21 protein-coding genes are annotated in these 22,204 nt (G+C 73.2%); 19 read left to right on the top strand and 2 right to left on the bottom strand.

Going from position 1 to position 22,204, the window contains the following annotated elements:
- Nucleotides 1-29 precede the first annotated feature (29 nt).
- From tilS to FHX40_RS21120, 9 genes are all read left to right on the top strand, one after another.
- Nucleotides 30-1,076, top strand: coding sequence for a tRNA lysidine(34) synthetase TilS (tilS, locus tag FHX40_RS21160; RefSeq protein ID WP_142261234.1), 1,047 nt, complete (start codon nucleotides 30-32; stop codon nucleotides 1,074-1,076).
- Nucleotides 1,077-1,089: 13 nt separating this feature from the next.
- The gene (gene hpt / locus FHX40_RS21155; protein WP_142261233.1) at nucleotides 1,090-1,653 is read left to right on the top strand and encodes a hypoxanthine phosphoribosyltransferase; all 564 of its coding nucleotides are present in this window, start codon (nucleotides 1,090-1,092) and stop codon (nucleotides 1,651-1,653) included.
- Nucleotides 1,654-2,067: 414 nt separating this feature from the next.
- Complete coding sequence (gene ftsH / locus FHX40_RS21150; protein ID WP_142261232.1) at nucleotides 2,068-4,077, top strand: ATP-dependent zinc metalloprotease FtsH; 2,010 nt, start codon at nucleotides 2,068-2,070, stop codon at nucleotides 4,075-4,077.
- Between the two features lie 157 nt (nucleotides 4,078-4,234).
- Complete coding sequence (gene folE, locus FHX40_RS21145) at nucleotides 4,235-4,846, top strand: GTP cyclohydrolase I FolE (RefSeq protein ID WP_142261231.1); 612 nt, start codon at nucleotides 4,235-4,237, stop codon at nucleotides 4,844-4,846.
- A 59-nt stretch (nucleotides 4,847-4,905) separates the two neighbouring features.
- Nucleotides 4,906-5,760, top strand: a complete 855-nt coding sequence (gene folP / locus FHX40_RS21140; RefSeq protein ID WP_142261230.1) for a dihydropteroate synthase — start codon at nucleotides 4,906-4,908, stop codon at nucleotides 5,758-5,760.
- On the top strand, nucleotides 5,757-6,197 hold the full coding sequence (locus tag FHX40_RS21135; protein ID WP_142261229.1) for a nuclear transport factor 2 family protein: 441 nt from the start codon (nucleotides 5,757-5,759) through the stop codon (nucleotides 6,195-6,197). Before folP ends, FHX40_RS21135 begins: the two co-directional genes overlap by 4 nt.
- Nucleotides 6,194-6,571, top strand: a complete 378-nt coding sequence (gene folB, locus FHX40_RS21130; RefSeq protein WP_142261228.1) for a dihydroneopterin aldolase — start codon at nucleotides 6,194-6,196, stop codon at nucleotides 6,569-6,571. The genes FHX40_RS21135 and folB overlap by 4 nt, the downstream gene beginning before the upstream one ends.
- Nucleotides 6,559-7,059, top strand: coding sequence for a 2-amino-4-hydroxy-6-hydroxymethyldihydropteridine diphosphokinase (gene folK, locus FHX40_RS21125; RefSeq protein WP_142261227.1), 501 nt, complete (start codon nucleotides 6,559-6,561; stop codon nucleotides 7,057-7,059). The genes folB and folK overlap by 13 nt, the downstream gene beginning before the upstream one ends.
- Before the next feature lie 8 nt (nucleotides 7,060-7,067).
- Nucleotides 7,068-7,538: a DUF3180 domain-containing protein gene (locus tag FHX40_RS21120; RefSeq protein WP_142261226.1), complete on the top strand. Its 471-nt coding sequence runs from the start codon at nucleotides 7,068-7,070 to the stop codon at nucleotides 7,536-7,538.
- A 12-nt stretch (nucleotides 7,539-7,550) separates the two neighbouring features.
- Here the strand turns inward: FHX40_RS21120 and FHX40_RS21115 are convergent, their stop codons facing one another.
- Entirely contained in the window at nucleotides 7,551-8,693 is a 1,143-nt protein-coding gene (locus FHX40_RS21115) for an NADH-quinone oxidoreductase subunit D (protein WP_142261225.1), read from the bottom strand.
- A 135-nt stretch (nucleotides 8,694-8,828) separates the two neighbouring features.
- Here FHX40_RS21115 and FHX40_RS21110 point away from each other — a divergent pair, with 135 nt between their 5' ends.
- The 4 genes from FHX40_RS21110 to FHX40_RS21095 all read left to right on the top strand — a co-directional run bounded on the left by FHX40_RS21110 (nucleotide 8,829) and on the right by FHX40_RS21095 (nucleotide 13,611).
- On the top strand, nucleotides 8,829-10,046 hold the full coding sequence (locus tag FHX40_RS21110) for a cytochrome P450 (RefSeq protein WP_142261224.1): 1,218 nt from the start codon (nucleotides 8,829-8,831) through the stop codon (nucleotides 10,044-10,046).
- 481 nt (nucleotides 10,047-10,527) lie between these two features.
- On the top strand, nucleotides 10,528-11,061 hold the full coding sequence (locus FHX40_RS21105) for a PadR family transcriptional regulator (protein WP_142261223.1): 534 nt from the start codon (nucleotides 10,528-10,530) through the stop codon (nucleotides 11,059-11,061).
- A complete protein-coding gene (locus tag FHX40_RS21100) occupies nucleotides 11,058-11,807 on the top strand; it encodes an ABC transporter ATP-binding protein (protein ID WP_142261222.1) in 750 nt (249 codons plus the stop codon). Before FHX40_RS21105 ends, FHX40_RS21100 begins: the two co-directional genes overlap by 4 nt.
- Before the next feature lie 4 nt (nucleotides 11,808-11,811).
- Nucleotides 11,812-13,611 (top strand): FtsX-like permease family protein, encoded by a 1,800-nt coding sequence (locus FHX40_RS21095; RefSeq protein WP_142261221.1) that lies wholly within the window; start codon nucleotides 11,812-11,814, stop codon nucleotides 13,609-13,611.
- A gap of 5 nt (nucleotides 13,612-13,616) precedes the next feature.
- On the opposite strand, the gene FHX40_RS21090 is transcribed toward FHX40_RS21095, so the two are convergent.
- Nucleotides 13,617-14,588 carry an SAM-dependent methyltransferase gene (locus tag FHX40_RS21090; RefSeq protein ID WP_211350345.1) on the bottom strand — a complete coding sequence of 324 codons (972 nt, stop codon included), beginning with the start codon at nucleotides 14,586-14,588 and terminating at the stop codon, nucleotides 13,617-13,619.
- Between the two features lie 296 nt (nucleotides 14,589-14,884).
- Here FHX40_RS21090 and FHX40_RS21085 point away from each other — a divergent pair, with 296 nt between their 5' ends.
- The 6 genes from FHX40_RS21085 to FHX40_RS21060 all read left to right on the top strand — a co-directional run bounded on the left by FHX40_RS21085 (nucleotide 14,885) and on the right by FHX40_RS21060 (nucleotide 22,148).
- Nucleotides 14,885-15,778 (top strand): Rossmann-like and DUF2520 domain-containing protein, encoded by an 894-nt coding sequence (locus tag FHX40_RS21085; RefSeq protein WP_142261219.1) that lies wholly within the window; start codon nucleotides 14,885-14,887, stop codon nucleotides 15,776-15,778.
- Nucleotides 15,769-16,632: a pantoate--beta-alanine ligase gene (panC, locus tag FHX40_RS21080; RefSeq protein ID WP_142261218.1), complete on the top strand. Its 864-nt coding sequence runs from the start codon at nucleotides 15,769-15,771 to the stop codon at nucleotides 16,630-16,632. The genes FHX40_RS21085 and panC overlap by 10 nt, the downstream gene beginning before the upstream one ends.
- A gap of 86 nt (nucleotides 16,633-16,718) precedes the next feature.
- The gene (locus tag FHX40_RS21075; RefSeq protein ID WP_142261217.1) at nucleotides 16,719-19,238 is read left to right on the top strand and encodes an L-aspartate oxidase; all 2,520 of its coding nucleotides are present in this window, start codon (nucleotides 16,719-16,721) and stop codon (nucleotides 19,236-19,238) included.
- Entirely contained in the window at nucleotides 19,238-20,023 is a 786-nt protein-coding gene (locus FHX40_RS21070; RefSeq protein WP_142261216.1) for a type III pantothenate kinase, read from the top strand. The genes FHX40_RS21075 and FHX40_RS21070 overlap by 1 nt, the downstream gene beginning before the upstream one ends.
- Nucleotides 20,024-20,182: 159 nt before the next feature.
- Nucleotides 20,183-21,679, top strand: coding sequence for a bifunctional lysylphosphatidylglycerol synthetase/lysine--tRNA ligase LysX (gene lysX, locus FHX40_RS21065; protein ID WP_142261215.1), 1,497 nt, complete (start codon nucleotides 20,183-20,185; stop codon nucleotides 21,677-21,679).
- Between the two features lie 220 nt (nucleotides 21,680-21,899).
- Nucleotides 21,900-22,148: a helix-turn-helix domain-containing protein gene (locus FHX40_RS21060; protein ID WP_142261214.1), complete on the top strand. Its 249-nt coding sequence runs from the start codon at nucleotides 21,900-21,902 to the stop codon at nucleotides 22,146-22,148.
- Nucleotides 22,149-22,204 lie beyond the last annotated feature (56 nt).

The raw sequence follows: 22,204 nt of genomic DNA, 5'->3' as shown, positions 1-22,204 counted from the left end.
GACGGGGTAAGCAGGGGCACGACCGGGGCATGGGTCCGCATCCCGCCGTCGCCGACGTGCGGCGCGCCGTACGCGAGTGCCTGGGCGACCTGCCCGAGGGGGCGCTCGTGCTCGTGGCGTGCAGCGGCGGCGCCGACTCGCTCGCGCTCGCCGCGGCCACCGGCTTCGTCGCGCCCCGGATGGGGCTGCGCGCCGGGCTGGTGACCGTCGACCACGGCCTGCAGGAGGGCTCGGCCGAGCGGGCCCGGAAGGTGGCCGCGCTCGCCCCGCGCCTCGGGCTCGATCCTGCCGAGGTGTGCACGGTGACCGTGGGCCGGGCCGGGGGACCCGAGGCGGCCGCGCGGGAGGCGCGGTACGCGGCGCTCGCCGCGACCGCCGACCGGCTCGGCGCGGCGGCCGTGCTGCTCGGCCACACCCTCGACGACCAGGCGGAGACCGTGCTGCTGCGGCTGGCGCGGGGCAGCGGCACCCGTTCGCTCGCGGGCATGGCGCCGGTCTCCGGCCGCTACCGGCGGCCGCTGCTCGGGCTGCGCCGCCGCCGTACCGCCGAGGCGTGCGCCGCGCTCGGCCTCGATCCCTGGGAGGACCCGCACAACGCCGACCCCGCCTACGCCCGGGTCCGGGTACGCCGCTTCGCGCTGCCCGCGCTCGAGGAGGCCCTCGGCCCCGGCGTGGCCGAGGCGCTCGCCCGTACCGCGCGGCTCTGCGCGGACGACGCCGACGCGCTCGACGCGTGGGCCGAGCGGGCCTGGGCGCGCGCCCGGGCGGAGGGCGAGCGGGCGCTCGCGGACGTGGGCGGGCCCGCGCCGGGGGCAGGGTGTCCCGGAGGGGAGCCCGGCGCCGTCGCGGTGTCGGTCAGGGCGCTCGCCGCGGAGCCGCCCGCGGTGCGGCGGCGGGTGATCAAACGGGCCGCCGAGGCCTCAGGGGCGCGGCCCGCGGCGCTGGCCGCGGTGCACATCGCCGAGGTGGAGCGGCTGGTCACCGGCTGGCGAGGGCAGGGGCGCGTCGCCTTACCCGGGGGGGTGGGCGTCGTCCGGCGGTATGGCACCCTGATATTCGCCAGCAACGTTACATAGAGGGATTTTCCACGTGGACGCAGCCGACATGGGCAGGGACCTCGCGAAGGTCCTCATCACGGAGGAAGAGCTCCAGGGCAAGATCCGGGAACTCGCGGCGCGCATCGACGCCGACTACGCGGGCAAGGATCTGCTGCTCGTCGGGGTGCTCAAGGGGGCGGTGATGGTGATGGCCGACATCGCCCGCGCCCTGCGCCTGCCGGTCCAGATGGACTGGATGGCCGTCTCCTCCTACGGGGCGGGCACCAAGTCCTCCGGGGTCGTCCGGGTGCTGAAGGACCTCGACACCGACATCGCGGGCCGGCACGTGCTCGTCGTCGAGGACATCATCGACTCCGGGCTCACCCTGTCCTGGCTGCTGCAGAACCTCAAGTCGCGCGACCCCGCCTCGGTCGAGGTGTGCGCCCTGCTGCGCAAGCCCGAGGCGGTGAAGGTGCCGATCGACGTGCGGTACGTCGGGTTCGACATCCCCAACGAGTTCGTCATCGGGTACGGCCTCGACTACGCCGAGCGGTACCGCAACCTGCCGTTCATCGGCACCCTCGCCCCGCACGTCTACGGCGGCGAGGGCGACTAGCCGCGCACCGGACCCCGGTCTCCTTCCGCGCACCCGTCACACGCTCCCGGGCGCGCCGCGATGAACGCTTCGCGGGATCTTTCATTGCGGCGCGCCGGGGCGGAACGGCGGCCGACCTCAATGCGAGGGCGGCGAGGCAATCCCATACGCTTTGAGCGAAGTCAGCCGCGAAAATGTGATATTGCGCTCTGACGCGCTGGAACACAGAGGCACCTGACGTACGTTGGAAGAACAGAGCCGTCGCGGCCGAGCGGTTACCCCGCACGGGTGCGCGGTGTACCTTCTGATTCCGAAGGTGCCATCGCGGCGTCTTCGGGTACTCAGAAGGAGCGGCGGAGGGATGCCGCGACCCCTCGGTTGAGGGGGTGCCAGGCCTTGGTCAGGAAGGGACGGGCCCGCCGGGGTTCCGCATCAATGGATCTCAAGCGATTTACACGTGGGCCACTGCTGTGGATCCTAGGCATCGTCGTGTTGCTCCTGCTCGTCACCACGATGTTCGGTGGCGACGGCAACTATGAACGCACCGACACCTCGAAGATCGTTGCGTTGATCGAGCAGGGCAAGGTCGCGAACGCCAAGATCATCGACAAGGACCAGCGCATCGAGGTCACCACGACCGACGGGCAGAGCTACTACTCCTCGTGGGTCGCCGGTCAGGGCCTCCAGCTCGTCGAGGCGCTCGAGCGGGCCAACCCGCGGCAGGGCTGGACGGTCGAGGTGCCCCGGGAGAACTTCCTGGTCGGGCTGCTGGTGAGCTTCCTGCCCATCGTGATCATCGTCCTCATCTTCCTGTTCATCATGAACCAGATGCAGGGCGGTGGCTCACGGGTGATGAGCTTCGGCAAGTCCAAGGCCAAGCTGGTCACGAAGGACACCCCCAAGACCACCTTCGCGGACGTCGCCGGCGCGGACGAGGCGATCGAGGAGCTCCAGGAGATCAAGGAGTTCCTGCAGAACCCGGCGAAGTTCCAGGCGATCGGCGCGAAGATCCCCAAGGGCGTGCTGCTGTACGGCCCGCCGGGCACCGGTAAGACCCTGCTCGCCCGTGCCGTGGCCGGCGAGGCCGGCGTGCCGTTCTACTCGATCTCCGGTTCGGACTTCGTGGAGATGTTCGTCGGTGTCGGCGCCTCCCGGGTGCGCGACCTGTTCGAGCAGGCGAAGGCGAACGCCCCGGCGATCATCTTCATCGACGAGATCGACGCGGTCGGCCGGCACCGCGGCGCGGGCCTCGGCGGCGGCCACGACGAGCGCGAGCAGACGCTCAACCAGCTGCTCGTCGAGATGGACGGCTTCGACGTCAAGGGCGGCGTGATCCTCATCGCCGCGACCAACCGGCCGGACATCCTCGACCCGGCGCTGCTCCGCCCGGGCCGCTTCGACCGGCAGATCGTCATCGACCGGCCGGACCTCGAGGGCCGCAAGGGCATCCTGCGGGTGCACGCCCGCGGCAAGCCGTTCGCGCCCGAGGTGGACCTGGACACCATCGCCCGCCGTACCCCGGGCTTCACCGGCGCCGACCTGGCGAACGTGATCAACGAGGCCGCGCTGCTCACCGCCCGTAAGGACGAGAAGCTCATCTCGCAGGCGACGCTGGAAGAGGCGATCGACCGCGTGATGGCCGGGCCGGAGCGCAAGAGCCGGGTCATGTCCGACCAGGAGAAGAAGATCATCGCGTACCACGAGGGCGGCCACGCCCTGGTGGCGCACGCGCTGCCGAACGCCGACCCGGTCCACAAGATCACGATCCTGTCCCGCGGCCGCGCCCTCGGCTACACGATGACGCTGCCGATGGAGGACAAGTTCCTCGCCACGCGCTCGGAGATGATGGACCAGCTCGCCATGCTGCTCGGCGGCCGCACCGCCGAGGAGCTGGTGTTCCACGAGCCGACCACCGGCGCGGCGAACGACATCGAGAAGGCGACCCAGATCGCCCGCCGCATGGTCACCGAGTACGGCATGAGCGAGCAGCTCGGCGCCCGCAAGTTCGGCAGCGGCTCGAGCGAGGTGTTCCTCGGCCGCGACATGGGCCACGAGCGCGACTACTCCGAGAAGGTCGCCTCGGCGATCGACGAGGAGGTGCGCCGGCTCATCGAGACCGCGCACGACCGGGCGTGGGAGATCCTCGTCGAGTACCGCGACGTGCTCGACAACCTCGTCCTCGAGCTGATGGAGAAGGAGACCCTCTCCCGCGAGGAGGTCCTGCGGATCTTCGCCCCGGTGCGCAAGAAGGAGCACCGCCCGTCCTACCTCGGCTACGGCAAGCGCCTGCCCTCCGACCGCCCGCCGGTCCTCACCCCCAAGGAGCGGGCGGGCAACGGGTCGAGCCCGGCGCTGCCCTCCGGAGGACCGAACGGCGGCCCGAGCGGAGGATCGCCGGCCGACCAGCCGTGGCTGAGCGAACGTGCCCCCAAGGACGAGGCATAACGGAGCCTGCGGCGACGGGGTCGGTCTTCGCACCGACCCCGCTGTCGTTGTAGGCCATATATATCGGTTAAAACAGACATTGGCGAAGAAATCGCCGGTGACACGACGGCCTGGTGCCGGCGCCCCGTGAGTCGCGCCGGGCCGGTAAGGAAGTCTCATGGACAGCGAACTGATGCCGGAACGCCGCCCGGAGCCCCCGCCGTTCGACGCGGCCCGCATCGAGAAGGCCGTTCGCGAGATCCTCATCGCCATCGGCGAGGATCCCGACCGCGAGGGCCTGCGTGACACCCCCGCCCGCGTCGCCCGCGCGTACGCCGAGCAGTTCGCCGGGCTGCGGCAGAACCCCGAGGACGTGCTCACCACCGTCTTCGACGCCGACCACGACGAGATGGTCCTGGTGCGGGACATCGAGGTGTCGAGCGTGTGCGAGCACCACCTCGTGCCGTTCTACGGCGTCGCCCACGTCGGGTACATCCCCAACGACAAGGGACAGGTCACGGGCCTGTCCAAGCTCGCCCGGCTGATCGACGTCTACGCCCGCCGCCCCCAGCTCCAGGAGCGCATGACCTCCCAGGTCGCCGACGCGCTCATGCGGGTGCTGGAACCGCGCGGCGTGATCGTGGTGATCGAGGCCGAGCACCTGTGCATGACCATGCGCGGCGTGCGCAAGCCGGGCGCGAAGACGATCACCTCGGCGGTGCGCGGCAACTTCCGCAGCAGCGACCGCACCCGGGCCGAGGCGATGGCACTCATCCTGGGCCGCCGATGACCGGCATCGAACCCACCGGCCGTCGAGGCGACGAGGCCCGACGCCCTACGCTGGAGGACATGACCTCATGGAGCCTGCGTGGGCTGCCGGAGCGGGCGCGGTGCCTGGTGATGGGCGTGGTGAACGTCACCCCCGACTCGTTCTCCGACGGCGGCCGATGGTTCGACACGTCGGCCGCGATCCGGCACGGCCTGGACCTGGTGGCGCAGGGCGCCGACATCGTCGACGTGGGCGGTGAGTCCACCCGGCCGGGCGCCGCCCGGGTGCCGCTCGAGGAGGAGATCCGGCGGGTCGAGCCGGTGATCCGCGCGCTCGCGGCCGAGGGCGTCACGGTCAGCGTGGACACGATGCGCGCCGAGGTGGCCGAGATCGCGGTCGAGGCCGGCGCGGCCCTCGTCAACGACGTGAGCGGCGGCCTCGCCGATCCGGCGATGCCCCGCGTGGTCGCCGCCACCGGCGTGCCGTACGTGGTGATGCACTGGCGCGGCCACAGCCACGACATGGACAGCCGCGCCATCTACGCCGACGTGGTCACCGAGGTGCGCGAGGAGCTCGCCAAGCGGGTCGACTCGGTGCTCGCCGAGGGCGTCGCCGAGGAGCAGATCATCATCGACCCCGGCCTCGGGTTCGCCAAGCGGCCCGAGCACAACTGGGCGCTGCTCAAGCACCTCGACCGGCTCGCCGAGCTCGGCTACCCGATCCTCGTCGGCGCGTCCCGCAAGCGCTTCCTCAGCCGCCTGCTCGCCGCGCCCGACGGCACCGCCCGGCCGTTCGAGGAGTGCGACGTCGCCACGGCCGCGGTGAGCGCGCTCGCGGCCGCCGCGGGCGCCTGGTGCGTGCGGGTGCACGACGTCCGCCCGAACGCGGACGCGGTTCGCGTCGCGGCCGCCTGGCGGGCGGGGGGCGCCGGGTGAGCGTCGTCGCCGAGATCGAGACGCTCAACCAGGAGTTCTACAGCGCGATCGAGAACGGCGACCTCGACCGCATGGAGCGGATCTGGGCCGAGGACGCCGACGGCCGCGAGGTCGTGTGCGTGCACCCCGGCTGGGGCATGGTCACCGGCCGCCGCGAGGTGCTGCGCTCCTGGGCGCTGATCATGGCGAACACGCCGTACATCCAGTTCGTGCTCACCGACGTGCGCACCAGCGTGGTCGGCGACGTCGCCGTGGTGTGCTGCGCGGAGAACATCCTCACCGCCGGGGACGAGGGTGAGACCGGCTTCGTCGCGGGAAAGGTGGTGGCCACGAACACGTTCGTGCTCACCCCGCAGGGCTGGCGGCTGTGGATCCACCACGGCTCTCCGGTGCTCCAGGGCGGTGAGGACGACGAGGACGGGCAGGAGGTCCTGTGACGGCGCTCGACGCCATCACGGTGCGGGGCATCCGGGCCCGCGGCCGGCACGGGGTACTGCCCGCCGAGCGGGAGCTCGGCCAGGAGTTCACGGTGGACGTCACGCTCCACCTCGACACCAGGCAGGCCGCGGCCACGGACGACCTGACCCGCACGGTCGACTACGGCGAGCTCGCCACGCGCCTCGCCGAGGTGGTCTCCGGTGAGCCGGTGAAGCTCATCGAGACCCTCGCCGAGCGGCTGGCGCAGGTCTGCCTGTCGTACGAGCGCGTCGAGGAGGTGGAGGTGAGCGTGCACAAGCCCGCCGCGCCCATCCCGGTGCCGTTCGACGACGTGGTGGTGACGATCAGACGGAGGCGGTCATGCGAGTCGTGATCGGGCTGGGCAGCAACCTGGGGCGACGGCTGGAGAACCTGCAGGGCGCGATCGACACCCTCTTCGACGCCCCGGGGCTGGAGTTCGTCACCATGTCCTCGGTGTACGAGACCGAGCCGGTGGGCGGGCCGGAGCAGGGGCCGTACCTCAACGCCGTGGTGATCGGGGAGACCGAGCTCGACCCGCACACGCTGCTCGAGCGCGCGATGAACGTGGAGCGGGCGTTCGGCCGGGTGCGCACCGAGCGGTGGGGGCCGCGCACCCTCGACGTCGACCTGATCATGGTCGACGATGTGATCATGGAGGAGCCGGAGCTCACCCTGCCGCACCCCCTGGCCCACGAGCGCGCGTTCGTGCTCGTGCCCTGGGTGGAGGCCGATCCGGACGCCGAGCTGCCCGGCCGCGGCTCGGTGGCCGCCCTGCTCGCCTCCCTCGACCAGGAGGGCGTGCGGCGGCGCCCGGACCTCAAGCTGCAACCTCCCACCTAAGGAGGCGTGTGAAGCCCAGCCATCCCGGTCTGCTCGTCGCCCTGGTGGTCGTCTCCGCCGCGCTCACCTGGGCGGTGCTCCAGGGGGTCTACTCCGAGATCCAGACGCTGCCGTGGACCGCGATCCCCACCGTGGGGCTGCTCGCCCTCGGCGAGGCGTACGCCGGCTGGAGCACCCGGGCGCGCATCCTCCGTAAGCCGGGCACCAAGCCGGTCGACCCGATCGCGGTCGCCCGGCTCGTCGCCCTCGCCAAGGCCTCGGCGCTCGCCGGGTCGGTGTTCGCGGGGATCTTCGCCGGGTTCGTGCTCCGCGTGCTCGACCTGCTCAGCCTGCCCAAGCCGCGGCACGACGCCCTCGTCGGCGGCGGCTCGTTCCTCGCCTGCGTGCTGCTCGTCTGCGCCGCCCTCTACCTGGAGCACTGCTGCCGCGTGCCCAAGGACCCCGGCGACACGAACGGGCCGCGGCCGGCCGACCGGTAGCGGCCGGGGCCGCTACTTGTCGATGTCGCCGACGACGAAGAACATCGAGCCGAGGATGGGGACGAGGTCGGCGACGGTGTGGCCGGGCAGCACCTCGCGCAGCGCCTGCACGTTGTTGAACGAGGCCGAGCGGAGCTTGAGCCGCCACGGAGTGGTGTCGCCGCGGGAGACCAGGTAGTAGCCGTTGACGCCGAGCGGGCTCTCGGTCCAGGCGTAGGTGTGGCCCTCGGGCACCCGGAGCACCTTCGGCAGCCGCTGGTTGACCGGGCCCGGCAGCTCGCGCAGCCGCGCCGTGCACTCCTCGGCGAGCGTGAGCGACTGCTCGACCTGGCGCAGCAGCACCCGGAACCGGGCGTGGCAGTCCCCGGCCGTCTCGGTCACCGGGGTGACCTTCAGCTCGCCGTACGCCAGGTAGGGGTCGTCGCGGCGCAGGTCGAACGCGACGCCGGAGGCGCGGGCGATCGGGCCGGTCATGCCGTACTGCAGGATCGTCTCGCGGCCGAGGCGGCCGATGCCGACCGTGCGCTCCCGGAAGGCGGGGTCGGCGAGGATGCGCTCCTCGTAGTCGGGGAGGCGGCGCCGTACCGCGGCGACGGCCCGCGTCACGTGGTCGAGCCAGCCTTCCGGCAGGTCCTCCTTCAGTCCGCCGACCCGGTTGAACATGTAGTGCATGCGGCCGCCGGTGGCCTCCTCCAGCACCGTGCGCAGCTCCTCGCGCTCGGCGACGCCGAGGCCGGGCGGGGCCGAGCCGAGGTCGAGCGGGTGGACGGAGAGGAACATCAGGTGGCTGAGCACCCGGTTGAGCTCGGCGAGCAGGGTGCGCGCCCAGACCGCCCGCTCCGGTACGGCCATGCCGAGCATGCGCTCCACCGCGAGCACCACGCCCAGCTCGTTGGCGAACGCCGACAGCCAGTCGTGGCGGTTGGCGAGCATGATGATCTGCCGGTAGTCGCGGACCTCGAACAGCTTCTCCGCGCCCCGGTGCAGGAAGCCGACGATCGGCTCGGCGGCGACGATGCGCTCGCCGTCGAGGGTGAGCCGCAGCCGGAGCGCGCCGTGGGCCGAGGGGTGCTGCGGGCCGATGGCCAGGACGGTGTCCTCGGTCTCGCCCGGTACGGCCGCGGCGGCCCCGATCCCCACTGTGCGCTCGGTCATGCCCCCAGTATCGCCGAGGGCGCGGGCCCGCCCGGCCCGCCGTACGGCCCGGCGGCAAGGGATGGCCGCATCGGCTGGGTGGATTAGGCAAGTTTGCACCATGATCAGGATCAGATTGCTGTTTAGGATTGGTCCGTGCGGTTTGACCCTTGGGATCCGGAATTCGTCGCCCACCCCTACGACGTGTACGCCCACCTGCGCGAGCAGGAGCCGGTGACGTACTTCGAGCCCACCAACCAGTGGCTCATCGCCCGCCACGCCGACGTCGACGCGCTGCTGCGCGACCGGCGGCTGGGCCGTACCTATCTCCACGTCGCCACGCACGAGGAGTTCGGCCGGGAGCCCGAGCCGGACTGGCACGCGCCGTTCTGGCGGGTGGTCCGCGCGGGCATGCTCGACGTCGAGCCGCCCGTGCACACCCGGCTGCGCCGCCTGGTGTCGAAGGCGTTCACGCCGCGCATGGTGGAGTCGCTGCGGCCCCGGATCCGGGCGATCGCCACCGAGCTCGCCACCCGGTTCGCCGAGAAGGGCGGCGGCGACCTCATCGCCGAGGTGGCCGAGCCGCTGCCGGTCACCGTGATCGCCGACATGCTCGGCGTGCCCGAGTCCGACCGGCACCTGCTGCGGCCCTGGTCGAACGACATGTGCCTGATGTACGAGCTCAACCCGCCGCTCGAGGCCCAGCGGGCGGCGGTGCGCGCCGCCGAGGAGTTCGCCGCCTACCTGCGCGAGCTGGCCGCGGCCCGCCGCGCGAACCCCGGCGACGACCTGATCTCCCAGCTCGCCCAGGTCGCCGACGAGGGCGACCGGCTCACCGAGGACGAGCTGATCGGCACCTGCGTGCTGCTGCTCAACGCCGGGCACGAGGCCACCGTGAACGCCACCGGCAACGGCTGGTGGGCGCTGTTCCGCAACCCCGACCAGCTCGACCGGCTGCGCGCCGCGGTGCGGGACGGCGACCAGGAGCTCGTCGCCACCGCCGTGGAGGAGCTGCTGCGCTGGGACACCCCGGCCCAGATGTTCGAGCGCTGGGTGCTGGAGGACATCGAGGTCCGCGGCGTGCGCATCCCGCGCGGCTCGGAGGTCGCCCTGCTGTTCGGCTCGGCCAACCGGGACCCGGAGGTGTTCGACGACCCCGACCGGCTCGACCTGGGCCGCGACCCCAACCCGCACATCTCCTTCGGCCTCGGCATCCACTACTGCCTCGGCGCGCCGCTCGCCAAGATCGAGCTCGCCGAGTCCTTCTCCGCGATCTTGCGCGCCGCCCCGGACATCGGGCTCGTGACCGAGCCGGAGTGGAAGCCCGGCTACATCATGCGCGGCCTCAAGGCCCTGGAGCTGCGCACCGGCTGACCTTTCCCCGCCCGGCGCCGTCGAACGGGTCCCGGGTTCGCGGCGCCGGGGCGACCGCCGGATCGCGGGCTCGCCGCGGGTGTCCGGCGTTCCTCACGGCGACGGGCGCACCGGCTCGCCCTACGCCGCCGGGTACGGCCGGCCGTACCCGGCGGACGGCGAAGGGAATCCCGTCGTCGGCGACGGCCGGCGTCCGTACCGACCGCCTGTGCCGCTCGCGGCGTCCTGTCGTGTCTTGCGGGTTCGTGAGGACATTCGGCCCATTCGGTGATCGGTCCGCCCGGCGGAGGACCGGCCTCGCGGCGCGGCGGGACGCGCCGTACGAGCGGTTCGGAGCCCTCGACGGTCCGGCCAGGGCGCTCCCCGAGATCACGCCCGCGCCGCGGAGGCGCTCGGCGCATCACCAGCCGTCCGTTTGACACTTACATGGCTAACCGCTATCTATTGGCCAACCGTTAGGGGCCAGCGGTTAGGGGATGGCATGCAGGATGCGGTGCTGGCGTTTCTCGCCAAGGAGCCATCGCACGGGTACCACCTGCACGCCCGGTTGCGGCGCGCTCTCGGCCCCCTGGGCGAGTCCATGAACCGTGGCCAGATCTATGTGACGTTGGCCCGGTTGGAGCGGGCGGGGCTCGTCGTCGCGGAGCGTGCGGAGGGCCTTCCCGAGCGGCCGGAGCGCAAGGTCTACGCGCTCACGCCGGCCGGGCGGGAACGGGTGACGGCATGGCTCGGCGAGGTGGGCTGGCCGAAGCCGGACCTGGCGGAGTTCCACCTGAAGCTCGCCGCAGCGGCGGCGACCCGGCTGGCCGACCCGGTGGAGCTCGTGGCGGCGCAGCGCCGTGAGCTGCTGCGCCGCCTGCGTGAGGTGCAGCAGGCGGCGCTGGCCGAGCCCGCGGCGTCGGGCGCCGGGCCGCTGCTGGAAGGTGTCGTGCTGCGGTTGCAGGCGGATCTGCGCTGGCTGGACGCCTGTGAGCGGGCCTGGTCCGGGGCCGGTGCCGAGGCCGGGGGTGGATGACCATGTCGGGCGCCGTGATCCGGGCCCGCGGCCTGGTGAAGCACTTCGGCCGGGGGCAGAGCCTCGTCCGCGCGGTGGACGAGGTCGACCTTGAGGTCCCCGAGGGACAGACGCTGGCCGTCATGGGCCCCAGCGGATGCGGGAAGTCGACCCTGCTGCACCTGCTGGGCGGCCTGGAGCGCCCCACCGCGGGAGAGGTGTGGGTGGCCGGGCGGCGCATCGACACGCTGAGCGAGCGGGCTCTGGCGCGCATGCGCCGCCGGTCGGTGGGGTTCGTCTTCCAGTCCTTCCACCTGGTGGAGGAGCTGTCGGCGGCCGAGAACGTGGAACTGCCCGCGCTGCTGGCCGGGCGCTCGCCGCGCGAGGCCAGGCGGCGGGCGATGCTGCTGCTGGACCGGGTCGGGCTCGCCGGCCGGGCCCGGCACCTGCCCGCACGGTTGTCGGGCGGGCAGCGGCAGCGGGTCGCCATCGCCCGCGCGCTGGTCAACGAGCCGCTGGTCGTCCTCGCCGACGAGCCGACCGGCAACCTGGACACCGCGGCCACCCTCGACGTGCTGCGGATCTTCGAGGAGCTGCGCGCCGCGGGACAGACCCTCGTGATCGTCACGCACGACGAACGCGTCGCGGCCACCGCGGACCGGCTGGTGTCGATGCGCGACGGCATGTTCGTCGACGACACCCACCTGGCCGCCGCCCGGCCGCGCGGCCTCGGCGGGCTCGGCGGGCTGCTGGGGCTGGGGGACTGACCGCGTGGGTTCCATCGTGCTCGTCCTGCGCCTGGCGCTCGCCGACGTGCGCCGCCACCCGGCCCAGGCCGCGATGCTCCTGCTGTCGGTCACCGTGGCCACCGCCACGATGGCGATGGGGCTGTCCCTGCACGGCGTGAGCGACGCGCTGTACGCGCAGACCCGCGCGGCCACCGCCGGGCCGGACGTGGTGGTGCTCTCCGGCGAGTCCGGCCCCGAGGTCACCGCCGCGCTGGCCTCGCTGACCGACCGACCCGACGTGGCCGCCCACCACGGCCCCTACCGCATCGTCTACGCCGACCTCACCACGCGCGACGCGGTGTCGTCCCCGGTGGTGGTGCACGGCTTCGCCGAGACGCCCGGCCCGGTCAACCGGCCGCTGGTCACCTCCGGGCGGTGGGTACGGCCCGGCGGCACGGTCCTCGAACGCGGCTTCGCCGTCGCGCTCGGCGTGGACGTCGGCGACCGTGTCACCATCGCCGGCCGCTCCTACCCCGTCGTGGGGATCGCCGTCACCGCGGCCACCTCCATCTACCCGTGGGGCGCGCAGATCGGCCCGTACGGCGGGCCCAGCGACTACACCGGCCTGGCCTGGATGACCCGATCGGACGCCCGGGCGCTGGCCGAGTCACGGAACCTGCCGGTGACCACGGCCATCGACCTCAAACTGCGCGACCCCGCCGCCGCGGAGACCTTCCGCCACACCGTCGGCGACGACCACCCCGTCCGCGTCTTCCGGAGCACCTTCCGCTCCTGGTGGTTCACGGCCCAGCACGACAAGGTGATCCTCCGGAACGCCCAGCCCATCCTGGTCATCGGGAGCTGGCTGCTCGGCTTTCTCGCCGTCACCGGAGTGGCCACGCTCGCCGCGGGGCGCGTCGCCGAGCAGACCCGCCGGGCCGGGCTGCTCAAGGCCGTCGGCGCGGGGCCGGGCCTGATCGCCGCCGTCCTGTTCACCGAGTACCTGGCGGCGGCGCTGGCCGGCGACGCGCTCGGGCTGACGATCGCCCGGCTGGCCCTGCCCGCCGTCGCCGCCCCCACCGCCAGCCGGATCGGCGAGGCCGAGCCGACGGCCACCGCCGTCGTCGCGGCGACCGTCCTCGCCGTGGCGGTGGCGGTGCTGTCCACGCTGGGGCCCACGCTGCGGGCGATGCGCACGGCGACCGTCACGGCGCTGGCCGCCGCCGCGCGCCCGCCCCGCCACCGGCCTCGGCTCACCGCGCTGTCCGCGCTGCTGCCCACGCCCCTGCTGCTCGGGCTCCGGCTGACCGCCCGCCGGCCGGGCCGTGCCGTACTGCAGGCGTGCACCACCGCCACCACCGTGGTCGCGATCACCGTTCTGCTGACCGTCCACGCCCAGCGGGAGCGGGGCTACGGCCTGGACGGCTCCACCGCCCTGCCCAACCTGCGGGGGCTGCACGATCGCCGGCTGATGCTCGCGATCACCGTCCTGCTGGTCGCGCTCGCCGTCGTGAACATCCTCACCTTCACCTGGACCACCGCCATGGAGGCCCGGGCGACCCTGGCCGTCGCCCGCGCGCTCGGCGCCACCCCCGGGCAGGTCGCCGCGGGGCTGTCCGCCGCCCAGCTGCTGCCCGGCCTGCCCGGCGCCGTCCTCGGCGTGCCGCTGGGCTTCCTCGCGTACCTGCTGTTCGGCGTCGGCGACTCGGTTCCGCCGCGCCTGTCCTGGACGCTCGGCGCCGCGCTCGCGACCCTCCTGGTCACGGCGGCGCTCACCGCCCTGCCCGCCCGCCTGGCGGCGCGGCGATCCGTGGCGCGGGAGCTCGGCGCCGGGACCGCCTAGCGGCGTCAGGCGAGGTTCACCCGCTGGGCGAGCCAGCCGAACGCGCCGAGGCCGGCCGGGTCGATGAGCTCGGCCTCCTCCGCGGCCCTGGCCAGCGCCTGCAGGTAGCCGCGCGGGTCGGTGCGGGCGAGGTCGAGCGGCGGGCGGGCGCCGGTGACCCCGAGGGCGCGCAGCGCCTCGCGCTGGGTGGTGAGCACGGTCCCGGTGGCCCCCGCCCGCTCCCCGGCCGCGGCGACCGCGTCGAGCGCGACGTGCGCGGTGATGTCGCACGAGCCGTCCGGCACCGGCGGCACCGTACGGCCCTCCCGGTAGGCGGTCAGCGTTCCGGCGGGCGGCCGGTCATGCACCGAGTGGGCGTAGTCGGCGGCGACCACGAGCCCGCGCTCCAGGCGGCCGACGAGCGCCGCCCACGCCTCGTCCCGGGGGCGGCCGATCTCCGCCCGGTCGCCGGGCTTGCGCAGCGGCCACCAGCGCTCCAGCCAGGCGAGGTCCTCGGCGCACGGCTCGCCGCCGAGCCGCTCGGCCCCGGTGCACGGGTCGACGAGCACGATCCGCGGGCCGTGCTCGGTGAGCTCGGCGACGTCGAGCGGGACGTTGTCGAGCCACTCGTTCGCGACCACCAGGCCGCACACCCGGTCCGGCACGGTACGCCGCCAGGCGATCCGCGCGGGCAGGCCGGGCGGGCGCGGGGCGAGCTCCACCGCGGTCACCCGCAGCCGGCCGGCGAGCTCCGGCGGGGCGAGCGCGAGCACGCGGGCCGCGAGCGTGCCGTCCCCGGCGCCCATGTCGACGAAGTCGAGCGTCTCGGGACGGCCGAGCCGCGCGTCGACGTCGCCGAGCAGGCGGCCGATCGCCTCGGCGAAGACCGGCGAGGCGGCGACCGAGGTGCGGAAGTGCCCCGAGGGCCGCTGGTGGAGGTAGAAGCCGCGCTCGCCGTACAGGGCGCGCCGGATCGCTTCACGCCAGGTGATCCACACGCGACAAGACGCTACCTTCACGCCGCCGTGATGCGGGCTTTCTCCCGGGCGGTCGCGCATTGTGCGCATGCCGGCGCGCTCGGTGCGGGCTTTGCGCTACCGTTGCCCCTCGCCGGAGGCCGCCGCCTCGGCCCGTTCCCTCTGCGGGCCCGGTGCGGCGACCTCCGGCGCCCCGCCGAGGCGCCACAAGTTACGCTGGGGCCATTGCCGTGGCCGGTCGGCCCGGGCGGTCCGGGCGCATGCCCGCGGGCCGCCGCGGACCGCCGCCAGACCCGATGGCGATGGGACTCGAAGTCATGGACCTCAGTGATCGCCCCGCGCGGCTCGACGTGGGCGTCGTCGGGGCCGGACGGGTCGGCTCGGCGCTCGGCGCCGCCCTCGCGCAGGCCGGACACCGCATCGTCGCCGCGAGCGGCGTCTCCGACGCCTCCCGTCGCCGCGCCGTGGAACGCCTCGGGGTCACCGAGATCGTGCGGCCGGAGGAGGTGGTCGAGGCCGCCGGGCTGGTGCTGCTCACCGTCCCCGACGACGTGCTCCCCGGCCTCGTCTCCGGCCTCGTGGCCACCGGCGTGAACGTGCGCGGCAAGCTGCTCGTGCACTGCAGCGGCGCGTACGGCCTCGCCGTGTTCGACCCGGCCACCCAGGCCGGTGCCCTGCCGCTCGCGCTGCACCCGGTGATGACCTTCACCGGCCGCGACGACGACCTGCGCCGGCTCACCGGCTGCTTCTTCGGGGTCACCGCGCCCGACCCGCTGCGCCCGGTCGCCGAGGCCCTGGTGATCGAGATGGGCGGGGAGCCCTCCTGGATCGAGGAGAAGGACCGGGCGCTCTACCACGCGGCGCTGGCGAGCGCGGCGAACCACATGGTGACCCTGGTCGCCGAGTCCGAGCAGCTGCTGGAGAGGATCGGCGTGGAGCACCCCGGGCGCATGCTCGGCCCGCTGCTCGGCGCCGCGCTCGACAACGCGCTGCGGCTCGGCATGGCCGGGCTCACCGGGCCGGTGGTGCGCGGCGACGCCGGCACCGTGCGCAAGCACGTGGACGCGCTCATCCTCGCCGCGCCCGAGGCGGCCGACGCCTACGTCGCCCTGGCCCGGCTCACCGCCGACCGGGCGCTCGCCGCGGGACTGCTCAAGCCGGAACAGGCCGAGCGGCTGCTCGACGCACTGGGGGGAAACCGATGGACCTGATCATCGCCCGAGACCGCCGGGAGCTGGCCGAGGCGCGCACCAAGCTCGGGCTCACCGGGGGCCCCGGCGCGCCCACCCTCGCCCTGGTGCCCACGATGGGCGCGCTGCACGAGGGCCACCTGTCGCTGGTACGGCTCGCGAAGAAGCACGCCGACCTCGTCGCGGTGAGCATCTTCGTCAACCCCCTCCAGTTCGGGCCGGGGGAGGACTTCGACCGGTACCCGCGGACCTTCGAGGCCGACGTGGCGGCGTGCCGCGCCGAGGGCGTCGACCTGATCTTCGCGCCGTCGGCGGACGTGATGTACCCGCCGGACCGGCAGGTGGGCGTGTCGTCCGGGCGCATGGGCACGATCGTCGAGGGACACTTCCGGCCCGGCCACTTCGACGGCGTGCTCACCGTGGTGCTCAAGCTGTTCAACCTCATCCGCCCGGACGTGGCGGTCTTCGGGCAGAAGGACGCGCAGCAGCTCGCCATGATCCGGCGCATGGTGGCCGACCTCGACGTGCCGGTGCGCATCGTCGGCGCCCCGATCGTGCGCGAGCCGGACGGCCTGGCGATGTCGAGCCGCAACCGGTACCTCTCGCCGGAGGAGCGCGAGATCGCGCTCGCCCTCTCCCGCGCGCTGCGCGAGGGCGCGGCCCGCCGTACCCCGTCCGAGATCGTCGCGGCCACCCGGGCCGTGCTCGACGCCGCCCCGCTGCAGGTCGACTACGTCGTGCTCGCCGACCCCGCCACCTTCGAGGAGGTGGGCGAGGACCACGCCGGCGAGGCCGTGCTCGCGGTCGCCGCCCGGGTCGGCACCACCCGGCTCATCGACAACGTCACCGTCACACTGCCGCCGCCCGGGGAGTGAGCGCGGGGCGGCCCCGGGAATCGGCCGCCGCCGGGGGCGCGTTATCGTCATGTTGACGAATTCAGGTACGACCCCCGGAGGCCGAAGTGACCGGCGCCCCTGCCCTCCCCCGACGGCTGACCGCACCTGAGCCCGGCTGGACCGTGCACGCCGACGTCGTGGTCGTCGGCTCCGGCATCGCCGGGCTCACCGTCGCGGTGCGGTACGCGGAGCTGGTGCCGGACGCGAAGGTGCTCGTGGTCACCAAGGACGTGCTGGGCGCCGGGTCGACCCGGTGGGCCCAGGGCGGCATCGCCGCGGTCATCGACCCCGACGACACCCCGGCCGCGCACCTGAGCGACACGCTCGCCGCCGGGGCCGGGCTGTGCGACGAGTACGCGGTCCGGGTGCTGGTCACCGAGGGGCCGGAGGCGCTGCGCTGGCTGATCACCGAGGGCGCGCGGTTCGACCGCGGCCCGGACGGCGAGCTGCGGCTCGGCCGCGAGGGCGGGCACCGGCGCAACCGCATCGTGCACGCGGGCGGGGACGCCACCGGCGTGGAGGTGCAGCGCGCCCTCGTCGAGGCCGCGCGGCGGCGGGGCATCGAGACGATCGAGCACGCGCTCGCCCTCGACCTGCTCACCGACGCCGAGGGGCGGGCCTGCGGCGTCACGCTGCACGTGATGGGGGAGGGCACCCGCGACGGCGTGGGCGCGGTGCGGGCCGGCGCGGTCGTGCTCGCCACCGGCGGCATGGGCCAGGTGTTCGCCTCCACCACCAACCCGGCGGTGTCCACCGGGGACGGGCTCGCGCTCGCGCTGCGCGCCGGGGCGGTCGTGCGCGACCTGGAGTTCGTGCAGTTCCACCCCACCGTGCTGTGGCTCGGCGAGGGCTCCACCGGCCAGCAGCCGCTCATCTCCGAGGCGGTGCGCGGCGAGGGGGCGTTCCTCATCGATGTGCACGGCGAGCGGTTCATGCGGGACGTGCACGAGCTCGCCGACCTCGCCCCGCGCGACGTGGTGGCCAAGGCGATCATGCGGCGGATGCGGGAGACCGGCGCCGACCACGTCTACCTCGACGCCCGGCACTTCGGCGAGGAGAAGTGGCGCAGCCGGTTCCCCACGATCTACGCGGTCTGCCGGGAGCACGGCATCGACCCGGCGGCCGAGCCGATCCCGGTGGTGCCCGCCGCCCACTACTCCGGCGGCGGCGTGCTCACCGACACGCGGGGCCGTACCACCGTGCCCGGCCTGTACGCCTGCGGCGAGGTGGCGAGCACCGGCGTGCACGGCGCGAACCGGCTCGCCTCGAACTCGCTGCTCGAGGGCCTGGTGTTCGCCTGCCGCATCGCCCGCGACCTCGCCCGGCCGCGCCCCCTGCCCGGCGAGCCGGTGCCCGACACCCGGCCGCACGGCCTCGTCGACCCGCGGGTACGGCCCCGCATCCAGGCGCACATGAGCCGCGGCGCGGGCGTGCTGCGCAGCGAGGAGAGCCTGCGCGAGGTGGCCCGCTTCCTCATGGACGCCCGGTGGACCCCGGTCGCGGTGGCCCCCGGCACCGACGCCTGGGAGGCGACGAACCTGCTCACCGTGGCCACCGTGCTCACCGCGACCGCGCTCGCCCGCAAGGAGACCCGAGGGTCGCACTGGCGCGAGGACTTCCCGGAGCGGAATGATGCGGAGTGGCTCGGCCACCTCGACGTGACCCTGGATGGGGGGATGACTTTCGTGGCGCACGACGACGCCGTGCTTCCCAGGCACCTCGACGCCGATCTGACCGCGGCCGGGCTCGACCCGCAGGCCGTGCTGCACCTGGTGCGCACCGCGCTCGACGAGGACCTCACCGAGGCGGGCGACGTCACCAGCCGGGCGACGATCCCGGAGGAGCAGACCGCGGTCGCCGACTTCGTCGCCCGCCGCGACGGCGTGGTCGCCGGCCTGCCGGTCGCCGAGGCGGTGCTCGCCGTGGTCTCCGCGAACCGGGTGACCGCGGTGCGGCACGTCGAGGACGGCGACGCGGTCAAGGCGGGCGAGGTGCTGATGACGGTCACCGGCCCGGCCCGGGACATCCTCACCGCGGAGCGCACCGCGCTCAACTTCCTCACCCACCTGTCCGGCATCGCCACCCTCACCGCGCGCTGGGTGGCCGCGGTGGCCGGCACCAAGGCGAAGATCCGGGACAGCCGCAAGACCCTCCCCGGGCTGCGCGCGCTGGAGAAGTACGCGGTCCGCTGCGGCGGCGGTGTCAACCATCGAATGTCGCTGTCCGACGCCGCGCTGATCAAGGACAATCACGTGGTGGCCGCGGGAGGGGTGGACAAGGCGTTCCTGGCGGTGCGGGCGGCGTACCCGGACCTGCCGATCGAGGTCGAGGTGGACCGCATCGACCAGATCCCGCCCGTGCTCGACGCGGGCGCGCAGGAGATCCTGCTGGACAACTTCGGCGTCGAGGAGCTCGCCGAGGCGGTGCGCCTGGTGAACGGCCGGGCGCGGCTGGAGGCCAGCGGCGGTCTCACCCTGGAGACGGCCCGCGAGGTCGCCGAGACCGGCGTCGACTACCTCGCGGTGGGCGCGCTCACCCACTCCGCGGCCGCCCTGGACATCGCGCTGGACCTGCGGAGGGCCTGATGCTGCTGGCCGTCGACGTCAGTAACACCCACACGGTGCTGGGTCTGTTCGAGGGAGAGGAGGTCATCGAGCACTGGCGGATCGCCACCGACCCGCGGCGCACCGCCGACGAGATCGCCGTGGTGCTGCAGGGGCTGCTCGCCCAGTCGCCGCTGCTGAAGAACGCCGACATCAGCGGCATCGCGATCTGCTCGACCGTGCCGTCGGTGCTCAACGAGATGCGGGAGATGTCCCGCCGGTACTACGGCGACGTGCCCACGGTCGTGGTCGAGCCCGGGGTGCGCACCGGGGTGCCGGTCCGCATGGACAACCCCAAGGAGGTGGGCGCCGACCGGGTGGTGAACGCGCTCGCCGCCTACACCCTGTACCGCGGGCCGTGCGTGGTGGTCGACTTCGGCACCGCGACCTCGTTCGACGCGGTCTCCGCCAAGGGCGAGTACGTGGGCGCGGTGACCGCGCCCGGCATCGAGATCTCCGTGGACGCGCTCGCCTCGGCCGGTGCCCAGCTGCACAAGGTGGAGCTGGTCCGCCCCCGCTCGGTGATCGCCAAGAACGCGGTGGAGGCGCTGCAGTCGGGCATCGTGTACGGCTTCGCCGGGCTCGTCGACGGCATCGTGGAGCGCATGGCCGCCGAGCTCTCCCCCAACCCCGAGGAGGTCACCGTCGTCGCCACCGGCAGCCTCGCCCCGCTCGTCGTCGGGGAGGCCGGGTCGATCGACATCCACGAGCCCTGGCTCACCCTCATCGGGCTGCGGCTCATCTACCAGAAGAACGTCTCCCAGTGACCCGGCCCGCGCCGCGCGTGCCGGCCGTACCGGATCGGCCGGAGGAGCCCCACCGCGGCGGCGCCGTCGGTCCGGAGCGGGTGATCGGGGGCGCGGGCGAGGGTGCCCCCGGTTCTCCTCGGTCCAGATCACGTGTGCGCCCTCGCTACCCTTAACCCTGTGACCGAAGATGTGACGACGACCTCGCTTCCCGAGCAGATCCGGGTACGCCGGGAGAAGCTGGAGCGCCTCCGCAAGGAGGGCATCGACCCCTACCCGGTGAACTTCCCGCGGACCGCGACCATCGCCGAGGTGCGGGAGAAACACCAGGGGCTGGCGCCGGACACCGCGACGGGCGAGCGTGTCGGGGTCACCGGCCGGGTCATGCTGCTGCGGACGAGCGGCAAGCTGTGCTTCGCGACGATTCGCGACGGCACGGCCGCGATGCAGATCATGCTCTCGCTCGACCGCGTCGGCGAGGAGGCGCTGGCCCGGTGGAAGCGGGACATCGACCTCGGCGACCACGTGGGCGTCGAGGGCGAGGTGGTCACGTCGCGGCGCGGTGAGCTGTCGGTCATGGTGGACCGGTGGGCGCTGACCTCCAAGTGCCTGCGGCCGCTGCCGGACAAGCACAAGGGTCTCACCGACCCCGAGGCCCGGGTGCGCATGCGCTACGTCGACCTGATCGTGAACGACGAGGCGCGCCGCATGGCGTACCTGCGCAGCGAGACCGTGCGGGCGGTGCGCGACTTCTGGCACGAGGAGGGCTACCTCGAGGTCGAGACGCCGATGCTGCAGCCGATCCACGGCGGCGCCGCGGCACGGCCGTTCAAGACCCACATCAACGCCTACGACATGGAGCTCTATCTGCGCATCGCGATCGAGCTCTACCTCAAGCGGCTCGTGGTCGGCGGCATCGAGAAGGTCTTCGAGATCAACCGGAACTTCCGCAACGAGGGCGCCGACGCGACGCACAACCCCGAGTTCACCATGCTCGAGGCGTACGGCACGTACCTCGACTACCACGACATGGCGCGGCTCACCCAGCGCATGTACCAGCGGGCCGTGGTGGCCGCGCTGGGCACGACGGTCGTGGTGCACGAGGGCAAGGAGTACGACCTCGGGCTGGAGGAGTGGCCGCGGATCACCCTGTACGGCTCGGTCTCGGAGGCGCTCGGCGAGGAGATCACGCCGGACACGCCGCTGGAGACGCTGCGGCGGTTCGCGGACAAGCGCGAGGTGCCGTGGGACCCCAAGTGGGGGCCGGGCAAGCTCGTGCAGGAGCTGTTCGAGGCGCTCGTCGAGCACACGCTGATCCAGCCCACCTTCGTGATGGACTACCCCGTCGAGACCTCGCCGCTCACCCGGCAGCACCGGGAGGACCCCCGGCTCACCGAGAAATGGGACCTCATCGGTTTCGGCACCGAGCTCGCCACCGCGTATTCGGAGCTCATCGATCCGATCGAGCAGCGGCGCCGGCTCACCGAGCAGTCGCTGCTCGCGGCGGGCGGGGATCCGGAGGCGATGCAGCTCGACGAGGATTTCCTCCGGGCATTGGAGTACGGCATGCCGCCGACCGGCGGCGTGGGCGTGGGCATCGACCGGATGATCATGGCGTTCACCGGGAGGAACATCCGGGAGACGATCCTGTTCCCGCTGGTCAAGCCCATCCAGTGAATCCGGACGATATATTTCGTCCGTTTTCGTGAAATCTCAAATTCGGCGCCGAGGGGTGTGATCGTAAAAATCGATCATGCCCCTCGGTGACGTGTTTGTGGGGTTCTCCACAGAACCACCGCACAGCGCTTGACGACCTTGATCGATGCGTTTAGCGTTCGACACGGAGCGGGCCAAGACAAAGCGACATCGCCGAGTTCGTCGTGAGGGAGGTTTCCCGATGGCGGTTTCCGATGTGGTTACCCAACGGGGCGATCGCGTCGTCGCCACGGAGGGCGTCACGCTCACCGAGGAGGACCTGCTCCTGCTGTCCGAGCTCGCCAAGGGCGTCACGGTCGACCGGGTCGGGCGGCGGCTCGACGTGAGCGGGCGCACCGTGCGGCGTCGGCTGCGCGGCATCTGCGACCGCATCGGCGTCGCCACCGCCATCGAGGCGGTCGCCTGGGCGGCCCGCAGGCGACTCATCTGATCCGCCATCCGGACGCGCCCGAACTCGACGGACCGGACCCGGACGTGCCCCACCGA

The organism is Thermopolyspora flexuosa, from assembly GCF_006716785.1.
Classification (GTDB): Bacteria; Actinomycetota; Actinomycetes; order Streptosporangiales; family Streptosporangiaceae; genus Thermopolyspora; species Thermopolyspora flexuosa.
The sequence above is the reverse complement of the archived record's forward strand: the minus strand, read 5'-3'. Positions and strand labels throughout refer to the sequence as shown.

Excerpts from the sequence above, each read along its gene's own strand:
- FHX40_RS21085 (WP_142261219.1), top strand. The coding sequence starts at position 14,885 with ATGGACCTCAGTGATCGCCCCGCGCGGCTCGACGTGGGCGTCGTCGGG.
- FHX40_RS21115 (WP_142261225.1), bottom strand. The coding sequence starts at position 8,693 with ATGACCGAGCGCACAGTGGGGATCGGGGCCGCCGCGGCCGTACCGGGC.
- FHX40_RS21070 (WP_142261216.1), top strand. The coding sequence starts at position 19,238 with ATGCTGCTGGCCGTCGACGTCAGTAACACCCACACGGTGCTGGGTCTG.
- FHX40_RS21105 (WP_142261223.1), top strand. The coding sequence starts at position 10,528 with ATGCAGGATGCGGTGCTGGCGTTTCTCGCCAAGGAGCCATCGCACGGG.
- folE (WP_142261231.1), top strand. The coding sequence starts at position 4,235 with ATGGACAGCGAACTGATGCCGGAACGCCGCCCGGAGCCCCCGCCGTTC.
- folK (WP_142261227.1), top strand. The coding sequence starts at position 6,559 with ATGCGAGTCGTGATCGGGCTGGGCAGCAACCTGGGGCGACGGCTGGAG.
- panC (WP_142261218.1), top strand. The coding sequence starts at position 15,769 with ATGGACCTGATCATCGCCCGAGACCGCCGGGAGCTGGCCGAGGCGCGC.
- tilS (WP_142261234.1), top strand. The coding sequence starts at position 30 with ATGGGTCCGCATCCCGCCGTCGCCGACGTGCGGCGCGCCGTACGCGAG.
- FHX40_RS21100 (WP_142261222.1), top strand. The coding sequence starts at position 11,058 with ATGACCATGTCGGGCGCCGTGATCCGGGCCCGCGGCCTGGTGAAGCAC.
- folP (WP_142261230.1), top strand. The coding sequence starts at position 4,906 with ATGACCTCATGGAGCCTGCGTGGGCTGCCGGAGCGGGCGCGGTGCCTG.
- FHX40_RS21060 (WP_142261214.1), top strand. The coding sequence starts at position 21,900 with ATGGCGGTTTCCGATGTGGTTACCCAACGGGGCGATCGCGTCGTCGCC.
- ftsH (WP_142261232.1), top strand. The coding sequence starts at position 2,068 with ATGGATCTCAAGCGATTTACACGTGGGCCACTGCTGTGGATCCTAGGC.